The sequence below is a fragment of the Nocardioides scoriae genome (assembly GCF_900104965.1).
Classification (GTDB): Bacteria; Actinomycetota; Actinomycetes; order Propionibacteriales; family Nocardioidaceae; genus Marmoricola; species Marmoricola scoriae.
In genome coordinates this window covers 3,018,710-3,032,859 of sequence record NZ_LT629757.1, presented here as the reverse complement: position 1 = coordinate 3,032,859, position 14,150 = coordinate 3,018,710, and the positions used below count along the sequence as shown (strand labels likewise).

Here is a 14,150-nt window from a genome sequence, read left to right as displayed (position 1 = left end):
GGCGACGTACGCCCGGCGTACGGTCCCTGTCCGACCCGTGAAAGGCACCCATGTCCGACCTCAAGGCCACGCTCAAGACCAACCGTGGCGACATCGTCATCAACCTGTTCCCTGACCACGCGCCCGCGACCGTGGAGAACTTCACCGGCCTCGCCGAGGGGACCAAGGACTACAAGGACGACGCCGGCCGCTCGGGTGTCCCGTTCTACGACGGCCTCGGCTTCCACCGCGTCATCGACGGCTTCATGATCCAGGGCGGTTGCCCGCTGGGCACCGGCACCGGTGGCCCGGGCTACAAGTTCAAGGACGAGTTCCACCCCGAGCTGCAGTTCGACCGCCCCTACCTGCTCGCGATGGCCAACGCCGGCCCGGGCACCAACGGCTCGCAGTTCTTCGTCACCGTCACCCCGACGCCGCACCTCAACCGTCGCCACACGATCTTCGGCGAGGTGGCCGACCAGGCCAGCCGCGACGTCGTGGACGCCATCGCCACCACCCGCACGGGTGCCGGCGACCGTCCCGTCGACGCCGTGGTCATCGAGTCGGTGGAGATCGAGCGGCCGTGACCTCGGGCGTCCCGGAGGCGCCGCCGACCTGCTTCCGGCACCAGGGCCGGGAGACCTACATCCGCTGCCAGCGCTGCGACCGGCCGATCTGCCCGGACTGCATGCGCTCGGCGTCGGTGGGCTTCCAGTGTCCCGAGTGCGTGGCCGAGGGGGCGCGGACCACGCGCCAGCTCGTCACGCCGTACGGCGGGCAGCGGTCCGGCGACCCGCGCCTGACCAGCTTCGTGCTGATCGGGATCAACGCGCTGGTCTGGCTGGCCATCGCCGCGACCGGCGGTGGGTCCAGCCGGCTGCTCGACGTGCTGGCGCTGCTGCCGCGCTCGGCCACCCGGATGGGCACCGACGGGTCGCTGACGCTGATCCGCGGCGTCTCCGACGGCGCCTACTGGCAGCTGCTGACCTCGGCGTTCACCCACGTGAGCCTGCTCCACATCGGGTTCAACATGCTGGCGCTGTACTTCCTCGGCCCCACCCTGGAGAACGTCCTGGGGCGGGTCCGCTTCCTGGCGCTCTACCTGGTCTCGGCGCTCGCCGGGTCGGCCGCGGTGATGCTGTTCTCCTCGCCCAACGGCCAGACCCTCGGCGCCTCCGGGGCGATCTTCGGGCTCATGGGTGCGCTGGCGGTGATCGCGCTCAAGGTGCAGGGCCAGGCGCAGCAGGTGTTCGTGTGGATCGGCCTCAACCTGGTCATCACGTTCACGCTGCCCGGCATCTCCTGGCAGGGCCACCTCGGCGGCCTCGTCGGGGGCGCCGTGATCGGGGCGGCGATGGTCTACGCCCCGCGCTCGCACCGCTCGCTGGTCCAGTGGAGCGTCACCGGCCTGGTCCTGGCGGCCGCGCTGGTGCTGATCGTGGCCCGCTCGCTCGCCCTCGGGGGCTGAGCGCAGCTGCTCGTCCGGGCGGGCGTCCTGCGGGGCGCCCGCCCGTCGCGCTGACCCGACGTACGAAATCGGGCGGACCGGACGGGTGAAACTGCCCGGCGATGACCGTTGTGCCCCTTTCCGCGGGCAGTTTCCCCGGTCGACCGGGGAAACTGCCCCGATCGGGAGCCCCCGCCACCCCAGAAAGTTGTCCACACCTGGGGACAACCCTGTGGAGAACTACAGCGGTGTAAGTCGGGGCGGGGGAACTACTCCCACTTGGTGGCGTAGGTGAACCCCACGGCCATGAAGCCGATGCCGACGAGCAGGTTGTACTGGTCGAGGTCCTTCATCACAGGGACCGGGCCGCCCTGGCCGATGAAGTAGAAGACGACGATCCAGACCAGGCCAACGAGGAAGCAGCCGAGCATGCCGACCACGACGCCGCGGCCGCGGCCGAGGGGGGTCAGGCGGTGGGCCGCGACGACCAGGCCGAGGAAGATCGCACCGAAGCCGATGGCGAAGTTCCAGCGGCCCAGGTCCGACATCCACGGCAGCGGGTCGGAGGGCTTCTTGGCGCCGGGGAACGACACGAAGTCGGCCGCGTCCTTGGCGACGTTGACGTAGACGGCCATCCAGACGATGCCCGCGACGACCAGCAGCACCGCGAGCGCGGTCCGCACGACAGAGGTCTGGTAGCCACTGACCGTGAGCTTCGTCTGGCGGGCGGTGGGCTTGGACACGGGTGAGCTCCTCGTCAGCGGCGTACGACCTGGTCGGCTAGCGTAGTCACGACGTCCCCGTCCCGGAGAGCCGACCTGTGCCCGATGCCCCCTCGCGTCCTCGAGGCCGCGCACCGCTCGGGCTGCCGCCCGCCTGGCGGATCGCCGCGGTCGGGGTGTTCGTGGTGGCCGGCACCCTGTTCGTGACCAGCTCGCTGGACGCCGACGGCCTCGACCTGCGGGCCTCCAGCGTCAGCGACCTCGACACCGTCGTGCGGCAGGAGAGCGACCGCACCGACGACCTGCGGGCGCGGGTCGCCGACCTCACCGCCGAGGTCGACTCCCTCGGACGCGACGTCGGCGACGCGCAGGTCCGCAGGCTGCAGCGCCAGGTGGCCCAGCTGCGCGAGCCCGCCGGGTTCGCCGCGGTCCGCGGGCCCGCCGTCACCGTCACGCTCGAGGACGCGCCCAAGGACGTCATCGCCCGCGCGGTCGAGAAGGGCGAGGTCGACACCGAGGAGCTGCTCGTCCACCAGCAGGACATCCAGGCCGTCGTCAACGCCCTGTGGGGCGGGGGAGCCGAGGCGATGACGCTGCAGGACCAGCGGGTCATCAGCACGACCGGCATCAAGTGCGTCGGCAACACCGTCGTGCTGCACGGCGTGCCCTACGCCCCGCCGTACGTCATCACCGCCGTCGGCGACACCTCCGACCTGCTCGAGGCGCTCGACCGCAGCGACTACATCGACGGCTACCGGACCTACACCGAGGCCTACGACCTCGGCTACGACGTGAGGACCGAGGCGTCGGCCACGCTCCCGGCGTACGACGGCGGCACCGAGCTGCGCTACGCCCGCGCCGTCGCTCCGGAGCAGGACGCCCCCCGCTCCTAGGGCGTCCCGCCGGCTGGTCCGCTAGGGCGAGGGGCTCGCGCTCGGGCTGGCGCTGGGCTCCTCGGTGGGCGACGCGCTGGGCTCCTCGGTGGGCGAGGGCTCCTCGCTCGGGGGCTCGTACGTCGAGACCACGATCGTCACGGTGCTGCCGGCGTCGTTGGTCTGGCCGGCCTCGGGGCTCTGCTGCAGCACGGTGCCCGGCTCCTGGTCGGTCGGGTTGGAGTCGGTGACGCGACTGACCCGGAAGCCGGCGGCCTCGATGAGCCGACGCGCCTCGGCCTCGGTGCGGCCCACCACGTCGGGCACCTGCTCGGGCCCGTCGGACCAGAACAGCGTCACCCGCGAGCCCGGCGCGACGTCGGTGCCGGCCGGCGGCTGCATCTCGACCACCTGGTCGGTGGGGTCGTCGGCGTTGCGCTCGCTGAGCACGACGCGGACCCCCTCCTGGCGCAGGGTGGCGGCCGCGGAGTCCTTGTCGTCGCCGACCACGTCGGGCAGCGTCAGGTCGGGCGGGCCGAGGGAGACCTCGTAGTCGACGGCGGACCCGGCGTCGGCGGGGTCGCCGGCCTGCGGGCTCTGGGAGATGACCCGGTTGCGCGCCACCTGGTCGTTCTCCGACTCGGTGACCTCGCCGACCTCCAGGCCCTGGGCCTGGATGGTCCGCTCGGCCTGCGCCCGGGTCATGCCGGTCACGCTCGGCACCTGCACCTGCTGGGCCCCGGTGTCGAGCAGCCGGGGCAGGAAGACCAGGGCGGCCGCGACCAGGGCGAGCACGAGCAGCGCGAGGAGGACCAGCAGGCCACGGCGCTTGCGGGGCGGGTCGTCGTCCTCGGCGGCGTGCTGGGCCACCGGGGTGACGCGGGTGGGGTCGCTGGGCGGCAGGAACGTGGTCGCGGGGGCCGGCACCACGGCGGGCGCCTGGACCGGGCGGCCGGCGAGGTAGTTGTCGATGTCCTGCTTCATCGCCGCCGCGCTGGCGTAGCGCTCGTCGACGTCCTTGGCCAGCGCCTTCATCACGATGGCGTCGATCTCGGGGGTGAGGTCCTCGTCGAGGCTCGACGGCGGCTGGGCCGGCTCGCGGACGTGCTGGTAGGCCACCGACACCGGGCTGTCGCCGACGAAGGGGGGACGGCCGGTGAGGAGCTCGTAGAGCAGGCAGCCGGTCGAGTAGACGTCGGAGCGCGAGTCCACCGTCTCGCCCCGGGCCTGCTCGGGGGAGAGGTACTGCGCCGTGCCGACCACGGCGGCGGTCTGGGTCATCGTGCTGGACGCGTCGGAGACCGCCCGGGCGATGCCGAAGTCCATGACCTTGACGTTGCCGGCGGGCGTCAGCATCACGTTGCCGGGCTTGATGTCGCGGTGGATGATCCCGGCCCGGTGGCTGTAGTCCAGCGCCCGCAGCACGCCCGAGGTGATCTCGAGGGCCCGCTCGGGCAGGATCTTGCGGCCGTCGCGGATGACGTCGCGCAGGGTGCGGCCGGCGACGTACTCCATGACGATGTAGGGCTGGGCGACGTTGCTGCCGTCGGTGGCCATCTCCTCGCCGGTGTCGTAGACCGACACGATCGAGGGGTCGTTGAGCGAGGCGGCCGACTGCGCCTCGCGGCGGAACCGCGCCTGGAAGGTGGAGTCGCTGGCCAGGTCGGTGCGCAGCCGCTTGACCGCCACGGTGCGCCCGAGCCGGATGTCGGTGCCCTTGCGGACCTCGGCCATGCCGCCGCGGCCGAGGAGCTCCCCGATCTCGTAGCGGCCGCCGATGCGGTGCGGTTGCGTCATCGCTTCAGTCTCCCTTCGGTCCCGAGTCGCGGGCGCCGGGGTCATCGGTCTTGTCGGCCTTCTTCTGCTGGCCGGGCGGGAGCGCGTCGGTCGGCACCGCGTCGCTGGGCACGACGTCGGAGGGCGCGGCCTCGCTGGGGGTGTCGGTGGGGGTGCTCTCCGGGGAGCTGTCGGGGCTGGGCTCCGGGGTCTGCGAGGGGGTGTCGGCCGGGCTGGCCGCCTCGGTCGGGGTCGGGTCGGAGGTCGCGCTGGTCCGGGAGGTCGGGCCCGGCGACCGCTCGGCGGGGGTCCCAGCAGTGTCGGCGTCCTCCCAGGGGCGCGCGACGAGCAGGCCGACCACGACCGCGGCGCCGAGCAGGAGGCCGACGAGCAGGGCGGCCGACGGGCGCGCGCCGCGGGCGCCGGAGCCGGACAGTCCGGCTGCCGCGGCGGGGGCGACGCGGGTGGCCGCCGGCACGGCGGGGGCGACCCGGGTGGCCGCGGGCAGCACCCGGGTGGCGTCGGCGGGCGGGACGGGAGCGGCCACGGTCGCGTCGTCGCGGCCGTCGAGGGCCTCGGCCAGCGCGTCGCCGTCGGGGTAGCGCTCGGCGGGGTCCTTGGCCAGGGCGCGCCGGGTGATCCGCACCAGGTCCTCGGGCAGGCCGTCGGGCAGCGGGGGCACCTCGTCGCGCAGGTGGGCCAGGGCCGTGGCGACGGCGGTCTCCGCACCGAAGGGGCGCCGGCCGCTGAGGCACTCGAAGAGCACCACGCCCAGGGCGTAGACGTCGCTGGCCGGGGTCGAGGCCTCGCCCCGGGCCTGCTCGGGGGAGAGGTAGTGGGGCGAGCCGACGATCTGCCCGGTCTGCGTCAGCGAGGCGTCCCCGGCGGCGCGGGCGATGCCGAAGTCGGTGATCTTGACCTGGCCGGTGGGCATCACGAGCAGGTTGGCCGGCTTGACGTCGCGGTGCACCACGCCCGCCCGGTGGGCGACGCCGAGGGCCCGGGCGACCTGGAGCGCCAGGCGCCGGGTCTGCTCCGGGTCGAGGGCGCGGTCGCCGGCGAGCAGGTCCGACAGCGGTCGGCCGTCGACCAGCTCCATCACGAGGTACGGCGGCTGCCCGTCGGTCGGCACGCCGACGTCGTACACCGCCGCGATGCCGGGGTGCTGCAGCCCGGCCGCGTGCCGGGCCTCGGCGCTGAAGCGCGCCCGGAAGCCGGCGTCGTCGGCCAGCTCGCGGCGCAGCACCTTGACCGCCACGTCGCGGCCCAGGAGGGTGTCGCGGGCCTCCCAGACCTCGCCCATCCCGCCGGAGGCGATCAGGCGCCGGCGGGTGTACCGCTCGGGGGCGGCAGCGGTCACCGCCCGATCACCGCCTCCATGACCGACTTGGCGATGGGGGCGGCCAGCCCGCTCCCGGAGATCTGGTCGCGCTCGACGCCGGCGTCCTGCACCAGCACCGCCACGGCCACCGAGGGGGTCTCGGCGGGGGCGAACGACACGAACCAGGCGTACGGCGGCCGCTCGGGCGAGCTCTGGGCCGTGCCGGTCTTGCCGCCGACCTGGACGCCGGGGATCTGGGCGGTGGTGCCGGTGCCCTGGTCGACGACCGAGACCATCATCTGGCGCAGGTCGCGGGCGGCCGAGGAGCTCATCGCCGGCTGGTCGGGCATCGACTCGGGCTCGGTCTTCTCCAGCGTCTCCAGCTTGGGCGAGAGCGTCTCGTCGACCAGGTAGGGCTTCATCACGGTGCCGTCGTTGGCGATGCCGGCGGTGACCATCGCCATCTGCAGCGGGGTCGCGGCGACGTCGAACTGGCCGATGGCCGAGAGCGCCGTCTGCGGCTTGTCGGGGTCCTCGGGGAACCGGCTGACCGCCTGGCGGGTGAGCGCGTCGTCGAGGTCCTCGAAGGTGCGGGTGCCGAAGCCGAACTTCTCGGCCTGGGTGCGCAGCGCGTCGGCGCCGAGGTCGAGCCCCACCGCGCCGAAGGAGACGTTGCAGGACACCTCGAGGGCCCGGGTCAGGGTGATGGTGTCGCCACCGCAGGAGCCGCCGCTCTCGTTGACGAGGTCGGTGCTGGTCTGCGGCAGGTCGAGGCGGGCCCCGCCGGGCACCTGGGTGTCGGGGTCGTAGTCGCCGGACTCCAGCGCCGCGGCCGCGGTGACGAGCTTGAAGGTGGAGCCCGGGGGCAGCACCTCCTCGATCGCCTTGTTGTTCAGCGGCGAGGCGCCCCCCGAGGAGAGCAGCTGGTCCTTGTAGCGCCCGGCTGCCTGGAAGTCGTGGCTGGCCAGGCGGTTGGGGTTGAAGGTCGGGTTGGAGACCATCGCGAGGATCTTGCCGGTCCGCGGCTCGATGGCCACGACCGCGCCCTGGACGGAGTCGCCGAGCGCCCGGAGCCCGTCGTACGCCGCCTGCTGCGCCTGCGGGTCGATCGTCAGGGTGACGCTGCCGCCCTTGGGGGTCTCGTTGTCGGCGAGGTCGACGACCCGGTTGACGAAGAGCTTCGAGTCGCTGCCCGAGAGGATGGAGTTCTGGGTCGCCTCGACGCCGCCGAGGCCGAAGTCGCGCGTGAAGTAGCCGGTCAGGTGGGCGTAGCGCGCGGCCTGGGGGTACTCCCGCTGGAACTGGTAGCTGTCGTCGGAGGGGTTGCTCTGCGCGACCGCCCGGCCCCGGACCAGGATCGAGCCGCGCTCGCGGGAGAACTCCGCGTCGCGGACCCGGATGTTGTCGGGGTGCTGGGACAGCGAGGTGAGGTCGTCGGCCTGCCAGTACTGCACGTAGGTGGCGTTGGCGAGCAGCGCCAGGAAGAGCAGCAGGCAGCCGACCGCGCAGTTGCGGATGGGGCGGTTCATCGCAGGTTCACCACCTGGGTCGCGTCGCTGTCGCTGTCGTCGGAGACGAGCAGCTCGGGCGGGGGGCGGCGGGCCTGGTCGGAGATCCGGAGCAGCAGCGCCACGATCGCCCAGTTGGCGACCAGGCTGGAGCCGCCCTGGGACAGGAACGGCGTGGTGAGGCCGGTCAGCGGGATCAGCTTGGTGACGCCGCCGATGACGACGAACACCTGGAGCGAGAAGACCACGGCCAGGCCGGTCGCCATCAGCTTGCCGAAGTTGTCGCGGCAGATCAGCGCGGTGCGCAGCGCGCGCTCGACGAGGATGCCGTAGAGCAGGATGATCGCCATCACGCCGGTCAGCCCGAGCTCCTCGCCCATCGAGGCGATGATGAAGTCGGAGAAGCCCAGCGGCGTGATCTGCGGCTGGCCCTGGCCCAGCCCGCGGCCGACCAAGCCGCCCCAGCCCATGCCGTAGAGGCCCTGGACCAGCTGGTAGGCGTTGACGTCGGGGTCGAAGGGGTGCAGCCAGGCCTCGACGCGGGTCTGCACGTGGCCCAGCGCGAGGTAGCCGAGGTAGGCGCCGACGACGAACATCGCACCGCCCACGACCAGCCAGCCCGGCCGCTCGGTCGCGACGTAGAGCATCACCAGGAACAGGCCGAAGAACAGCAGCGAGGACCCGAGGTCGCGCTGGAAGACCAGGATGCCCAGGGAGAGCAGCCACATCGCCAGCACCGGGCCCAGGTCGCGGCCGCGCGGCAGGTCGACGAACAGCAGCCGGCGACCGGCCAGCGCCAGGGCGTCGCGGTGCAGCACGAGGTAGCCGGCGAAGGCGACCACGAGCAGCAGCTTGGCGACCTCGCCCGGCTGGAAGCTGAGCGGGCCGATGCCGATCCAGATCCGGGAGCCGTTGATGGTGCGGCCCAGGCCCGGCACGAGCGGCAGGAGCAGCAGCACGATCGCGCCCAGGCCCGAGGTGTAGGTGAAGGCCTGCAGCCGGCGGTGGTCGCGCAGCACGACCAGCACGGTGGCGAACAGCAGCACACCGAGCGTCATCCAGATCAGCTGGGTGCCGGCGAAGGCCTGCGCCTCGGGGTTGCGGACCTGTCGGCCGAGGTCGATGCGGTGGATCATCGCCAGGCCGAGCCCGTTGAGCGCCCCGACGATGGGCAGCAGCACCGGGTCGGCGTACGCCGCGAACCGGCGCAGCACGACGTGGCAGCCGAGCAGCAGCGCCGTGAGCCACAGCCCGTGGGTCAGCAGGTCGACCGGGACCTCGCCGTCGACGCCGAGGCCGACCGCGGCGTACGCCCCGACGCCGACCACGAGGCTGAGCAGCAGCAGCACCAGCTCGGCCCCGCGCCGCCGCCGGTGGACGAAGCCGCCCTGGGTCCGGGGGCCGGGGAGCGGGCTGCTCACGGGGCCTCCGTGCAGGGGGCGCCCGTGGTGCCGGTGCTCGCGCTGGACGACGGGCTGGCCGACGGGCTGGCGGTGCGGCTGCCGGTGGAGCCGGGGGTCCGGGTCGAGGTGCTGCCGGGGGTGCGCGACGGGCTGGCGGACGGGCTGGCCGTCCCACTGGCCGTCCCACTGGGCGACGCGCTGGGCGAGGCCGAGGAGGTCGGGTCCGGGCACAGGGCGCGGCGCTCGAGGCGGGCCACGATGGTGCGGGCGTCGGCCAGGCTGCTGGCGCTGATGCCGTTGGTGACCTCGCGGGCGTAGGCGTCGGGCAGGTCGTCGAGCCGCAGCGAGCTCGGCTCCTCGACCCGGTGGGTCGTCAGGCCGGGGATGTCGGCCTCGATGCCGCGGAAGACCGCGACCGTCTCGCCGTCGTCGCCGACGTAGTACTGGTCCTGGCTCCAGCGGTACGCCGCGACCGCGATCACCGCGACCGCCACCAGGAGCACGAGCAGCACCAGGCTGCGGCGCAGCAGCCCGAAGCGGCGCGGCGGCTGCGGGGCGTAGCGGGCCTCCTCGGGGTCGAGGTCGGCGCCGTCCCCGGCGCCGCGCCCGCCGCCCGCGGAGGCCGACCCGTCGTGGCCGTCCCCGACCGGGGCGAGCTCACCGGTGTCGCGGACGCGTCCGCCGGCGGCCGACCCGCGGGGCGACCGGGCGCGGGCGCCCTCGGCGGCGGCCCCCACGAGCATCGGTCCGGTGAGCGCGGCCGCGCTCGTCTCCTCGTCGTCGACCTCGTCGTCGCCGACGAGGTCGGCCACCACGACGGTGACGTTGTCGCTGCTGCCGGCCTCCAGGGCCGAGGTCACCAGCGTGACGGCGGCGTGGTCGGGGCTGCCCTCGGCCAGGATCCGGGCGAGCTGGGCGTCGGTGAGCGAGCCGGAGGCGCCGTCGGAGCACAGCAGGATGCGGTCGCCCAGCGCCACCTCGAGGGTGAAGACGTCGGGCTCCGGCTCGTGGACGCCGTCGACGGCGCGCAGGATCAGGTTGCGGTGGGGGTGGACGCGCGCCTCGTCCTCGGTGATCCGGCCCTCGTCGACCAGGCTCTGCACGAAGGTGTGGTCGGTCGTCAGCTGCGACAGGGTGCCGTCGCGCAGCAGGTAGCCGCGGCTGTCGCCCACGTGGCCCACGCCGATGCGCTGGCCGTCGAAGACCAGGGCGGTCACCGTCGTGCTGGTGCCCTCGAGCTCGGAGTCCTCGGCCACGAGCTGGGCGATCCGGTCGTGGCTGAGGTGGATGGCGCCGGCGAGGGCGCCGAGGACGTCGTTGCCGGGCGGCTCGTCGAGGCGGCGCAGCACCTCGACGGTCTCGGCGCTGGCGACGTCGCCGCGCGCGGACCCGCCCACCCCGTCGGCGATGACGAGCAGGTGGGGTCCGGCGTACCCGGAGTCCTGGTTGTCGCGCCGGACCCGGCCGACGTCGGACAGCGCTGCGTAGCGCAGTCTCATGCGCCGCTCGTCTCGCCGCTCACTTGCGCAGCTCCAGGGTCGTCTTGCCGATGCGCACCTGGGTGCCGAGCTGGATCGCGGTCGGCTGGGTGATGCGGCTGCTGCCGAGGTAGGTGCCGTTGGTCGAGCCGAGGTCCTCGACGTACCACTGGTCGCCGGAGCTGGCGATGCGTGCGTGGCGGGTCGAGACGTAGTCGTCGTCGAGGCGGATCGCGGCGTCGGTGCCGCGGCCGATGAGCAGCGGCGCCTGGGACAGCGGGATCACGTCGCCCTGGTTGCTGCCGTCGAGGATGACCACCTGGGTGGGCTCGCCACGGCGCGGCTTGGCGGGCTTGGCCGGCTTGGACCGGCGCTCCTGGCGGGGGCGGGACCCGCCGCCGCGCACCGACTCCTTGGCGGCGCGGGCGCCGAACATGTCGGAGCGGATCACCGAGATGCACGAGAGCACCAGGATCCACAGGATCGCGAGGTAGGCGAACCTGATCAGGACGAGGGTCAGCTCGGACACGCGGCGCTCATCCTTGTCGCAGACGCAGGGTCAGGGTGGTGGTGCCGATCTTGATGGTGGCACCGTCGACGAGCCTGGCCTGCTCGACGCGCTTGCCGTCGACCGACACACCGTTGGTGGAGCCGAGGTCGATGAGCGTGACCCGGGGCTCGTCGCCGGGCACCTGGGGGTGCTCGACCCGGATCTCGGCGTGGCGGCGCGAGACGCCGGGGTCGTCGATGCGCAGGTCGGCGTCGTTGCCGCGGCCGATGAGGATGCCGGGCGGGGCCAGCGGGAGCACCTCGCCGTGGTGGAGCAGGGCGGCGGTGGCGCGGCGGACGGCCGTGTCGGTGGGATCGCCGCCGCTGACCCGGGTCCGCGCGACGGCCGCGCTGCGGACGCGGAAGCGGCCGGTGGTGAGGTCGTCGCTGGACTCCAGCGCGATCGTGACGGGGCCGGTGAAGACGTAGGACTGCTCGGAGGCGTGGTCGCGCAGCATCTCGGTCAGCTCGGTGGTCAGCTGGGGGCCGAGCCCGGTGAGCCGCTCGTGGTCCGGCTGGGAGAGCTCGACGTGGAAGTCGTTGGGCACCAGGCGGCGGTCGCGGCTGAGGATCTGGGCGGAGTTGTCGACCTCGCGGGCGAGCGCCGAGGCGATCTCGACCGGCTGCACGGCGCTGCGGAAGGTGCGGGCGAAGACCCCGGAGACCATCTGCTCGAGGCGGTTCTCGAACTGGGCGAAGCGGCCCACGGCGGTCTCCTCTCGGGGTGCGGTGTCGTGCGCGGTCGTCCGGGCGTGCCGGTCCGGCGAGGCTGAGTGGCGATGGTAGCGGGCGGCAGGTGCGCCCGCGGGCGGTCCTGGGGCCCGGGCGCGGGGTGCCCGGTTTGGGGCGCCGGACCGGGGTGGGATAACCTCCTCTTGCTCAACACGCGCGAGTGGCGGAATAGGCAGACGCGCACGGTTCAGGTCCGTGTGCCCGAAAGGGCGTGGGGGTTCAACTCCCCCCTCGCGCACTTGAAACTGGGGTTCTCCCCAGTGGCTACATCAGGTAGGTATGAGGCGGCATGACTCCCACTGTGGGGGCCATGCCGTTTCGTGCAAGTAGGTGCCCGTCGGCACGGAGGACTGACTTCTCGGGGGTGCGTGTGGCCGCACCGGAACCGCGTGCGTCGGCGACCCGAGTGGGCGCAGCGTCCGACCCAGCCGACCTTGGCGGGCACGAGACGACCACCGTGACTGGTCGCGATCGACCTCCGCGGCTTACACGAGCGGCCGGTTGGGTGAAGGGTCGGGTCGCCGCAGTCGACAAGCCATGGGTGTGGCCCGTCGGCACGGCCGGCGGTGGTGCGGTCGTCGGCTTCACTGCCTTGCCGTACGGGTGGGCATGGGGCAACGTCGCGTTACCCGTCCTGGGTGTCGGCATCATCGCATTCACAGCTTGGGCCGGCAGCCGGCGAGACGCTCGCGTGAAGACGCTCCGCCTCGAACGGGACGCCGCTCGAGCCGACGTCTTCGGCAAGCGCGCAGAGATAGAGGTCCTGCGCGCCGGCCAATTGCAGTCTCGTGAGTCGTTTCAGCGACTTGTGGAACGATTTATTCAGCGCCAGTACGACCAGTGCGAGCTCACCGAGGACGAACGCGTCACGTGGTTGCTGTGCGGCGAGCGTCTACGCGTTGTCGGTCGGCACTGCCATGATCGAACGCGCAAAGAGGTGAACACGCGCTACTACGCCGCCGACTTCGGACTGATGGGTCGAGCTGTCGCCAGCCGCAAGGTCGTCAGCCAGTCCTACGACGCGGATGTTGAGCCCAGCTACGACAAGTGGCAGAAGAAGGAGGGGCGCATCAACATCGGCCAGGCTTCCGACCTCAGCATGCGCAGCACTGAGTATCGGGTCATCCCGCTCCTGGATTCCTCCGACGTCGACGTGCTCGGTGTCATCGTGTTGGAGAGCGTGGAGGCCGGCACCACCCGACTCGACGCCTTGGCTGATCTATTGCATCGCGATGACGAGCGACGCACCGTCCGAGACATCCTTGAAGTACTCGCCCAAGCGCCCGAGGCTGAGCAGGAGGAGGGCCCATGAACGCAACTGCAGATGCACTGAGTGCGGCCATGGCCTATCTGTGCGTCAATTACCCACACCCAGAAGAGTTGTCGAACGCACGCCTCACCAAGCTGGTCTACCTGGCCGACTGGGAGGCTGCCCGCGTGCTCGACCGCCAGCTCACCCCCGTGCGTTGGATCTTCAACCACTACGGACCCTGGGTCCCCGACATCGTCGAGACAGCTCAACGAGACCCCCACTTCAAGGTGGTCTCGGAAACCAACGCGTTCGGATCTCCGAAGACCAGGATCACGACCACACAACCGGAGCCACTGCTCGCGTCACTGGCTGCAGACGAGCGGGCAGTACTCGACCGAGTCATGGACCAGACGAGACGGCTCTACTTCGGGCAGTTCATCGACTATGTCTACGCGACATACCCGATTAAGTCGCAACAGCGGTACGCAACCCTCGACCTAGTGGCGCTCGCTCGAGAGGCGAACGCCACCAGCCCCGCTCAGCCGCTCCACAAGGTCGGCGTACGCACCGCGGTGGACCTGACCGACGCTCGCCTTGCCGCCCTGCGCGGGAGTGTCGAGGCCGCGATCGTTGCGCTGCTCGGGTATGAACCACCCGGGCAGGCGGGGGAGGCCGTGCAGTCAAGGATCGAAGACCCGAGCATCGAATCGGTCGACTCCGACTACGACCTCGACGTCTCCATCGGCCCCGATGGGACGCTCCTGGTGCGGACCCAAGTCAGCGTTTCGGTGGAGGGGTTCGTCTCTCACGCGGACGTCGACACGATCGCAGATGAGCTGGTCGGCCTCGTCTCACGTGATCCCGAATGGAACGACCAGGTTCAGTGGGTGAGCGTGCCGTTCGAGATGCTGTTCGAGCTCACCGCTCGATCTGAGGGTGACCGCTTCGTTGTCGAGGTGAGAGACGCAACCGTGGGTTAGTTCACGACCGGCCTGGGCATCATGGGGCGCACACCTCACCTCCGAGGACACGACCAGCGCGCCATGCAACCCGGCTCGGCGGCGGAGCGGCCAGCCGCACCCGACACTCCGTAGCCGCGGCCCCGCAACTT

At 72.2% G+C, this 14,150-nt stretch carries 12 protein-coding genes, 1 tRNA gene and 1 pseudogene; 6 read left to right on the top strand and 8 right to left on the bottom strand.

Features of this window, described 5'->3' with window-relative positions:
* The first annotated feature begins 50 nt into the window (after positions 1-50).
* Together BLU55_RS14375 and BLU55_RS14370 are read left to right on the top strand one after the other, a co-directional pair.
* Positions 51-566 (top strand): peptidylprolyl isomerase, encoded by a 516-nt coding sequence (locus BLU55_RS14375; RefSeq protein WP_091731000.1) that lies wholly within the window; start codon positions 51-53, stop codon positions 564-566.
* Positions 563-1,447, top strand: coding sequence for a rhomboid family intramembrane serine protease (locus BLU55_RS14370; protein ID WP_157682891.1), 885 nt, complete (start codon positions 563-565; stop codon positions 1,445-1,447). The genes BLU55_RS14375 and BLU55_RS14370 overlap by 4 nt, the downstream gene beginning before the upstream one ends.
* A gap of 248 nt (positions 1,448-1,695) precedes the next feature.
* Here the strand turns inward: BLU55_RS14370 and BLU55_RS14365 are convergent, their stop codons facing one another.
* Positions 1,696-2,169, bottom strand: coding sequence for a cell division protein CrgA (locus BLU55_RS14365; protein ID WP_231916886.1), 474 nt, complete (start codon positions 2,167-2,169; stop codon positions 1,696-1,698).
* Positions 2,170-2,552: 383 nt separating this feature from the next.
* On the opposite strand from BLU55_RS14365, the pseudogene BLU55_RS20195 reads away from it, so the two are divergent.
* Positions 2,553-3,041 (top strand): annotated as a pseudogene (locus BLU55_RS20195) (DUF881 domain-containing protein); the annotation flags it as partial.
* 21 nt (positions 3,042-3,062) lie between these two features.
* Here BLU55_RS20195 and pknB read toward each other — a convergent pair.
* Genes pknB through BLU55_RS14325 form a run of 7 tightly spaced genes read right to left on the bottom strand, consistent with a single transcriptional unit; the run spans position 3,063 to position 11,762 of the window.
* Positions 3,063-4,817, bottom strand: coding sequence for a Stk1 family PASTA domain-containing Ser/Thr kinase (gene pknB, locus BLU55_RS14355; protein WP_091730995.1), 1,755 nt, complete (start codon positions 4,815-4,817; stop codon positions 3,063-3,065).
* Between the two features lie 4 nt (positions 4,818-4,821).
* Positions 4,822-6,156 (bottom strand): protein kinase domain-containing protein, encoded by a 1,335-nt coding sequence (locus BLU55_RS19795; protein ID WP_231916885.1) that lies wholly within the window; start codon positions 6,154-6,156, stop codon positions 4,822-4,824.
* A complete protein-coding gene (locus BLU55_RS14345; RefSeq protein WP_091730993.1) occupies positions 6,153-7,646 on the bottom strand; it encodes a peptidoglycan D,D-transpeptidase FtsI family protein in 1,494 nt (497 codons plus the stop codon). The genes BLU55_RS19795 and BLU55_RS14345 overlap by 4 nt, the downstream gene beginning before the upstream one ends.
* Positions 7,643-9,046 (bottom strand): FtsW/RodA/SpoVE family cell cycle protein, encoded by a 1,404-nt coding sequence (locus tag BLU55_RS14340; RefSeq protein WP_091733955.1) that lies wholly within the window; start codon positions 9,044-9,046, stop codon positions 7,643-7,645. Before BLU55_RS14340 ends, BLU55_RS14345 begins: the two co-directional genes overlap by 4 nt.
* Positions 9,043-10,527 carry a PP2C family protein-serine/threonine phosphatase gene (locus BLU55_RS14335; RefSeq protein ID WP_091730990.1) on the bottom strand — a complete coding sequence of 495 codons (1,485 nt, stop codon included), beginning with the start codon at positions 10,525-10,527 and terminating at the stop codon, positions 9,043-9,045. The genes BLU55_RS14340 and BLU55_RS14335 overlap by 4 nt, the downstream gene beginning before the upstream one ends.
* A 19-nt stretch (positions 10,528-10,546) precedes the next feature.
* The gene (locus tag BLU55_RS14330) at positions 10,547-11,035 is read right to left on the bottom strand and encodes an FHA domain-containing protein FhaB/FipA (RefSeq protein ID WP_091730988.1); all 489 of its coding nucleotides are present in this window, start codon (positions 11,033-11,035) and stop codon (positions 10,547-10,549) included.
* 7 nt (positions 11,036-11,042) lie between these two features.
* Entirely contained in the window at positions 11,043-11,762 is a 720-nt protein-coding gene (locus BLU55_RS14325; protein WP_091730985.1) for an FhaA domain-containing protein, read from the bottom strand.
* A 179-nt stretch (positions 11,763-11,941) separates the two neighbouring features.
* Between BLU55_RS14325 and BLU55_RS14320 the strand changes: the two genes are divergently transcribed.
* From BLU55_RS14320 to BLU55_RS14310, 3 genes are all read left to right on the top strand, one after another.
* Positions 11,942-12,025, top strand: a tRNA-Leu gene (locus BLU55_RS14320).
* A 267-nt stretch (positions 12,026-12,292) separates the two neighbouring features.
* Positions 12,293-13,099 carry a hypothetical protein gene (locus tag BLU55_RS14315; RefSeq protein ID WP_157682890.1) on the top strand — a complete coding sequence of 269 codons (807 nt, stop codon included), beginning with the start codon at positions 12,293-12,295 and terminating at the stop codon, positions 13,097-13,099.
* Entirely contained in the window at positions 13,096-14,019 is a 924-nt protein-coding gene (locus BLU55_RS14310; RefSeq protein ID WP_091730980.1) for a Panacea domain-containing protein, read from the top strand. The genes BLU55_RS14315 and BLU55_RS14310 overlap by 4 nt, the downstream gene beginning before the upstream one ends.
* Positions 14,020-14,150: the final 131 nt, after the last annotated feature.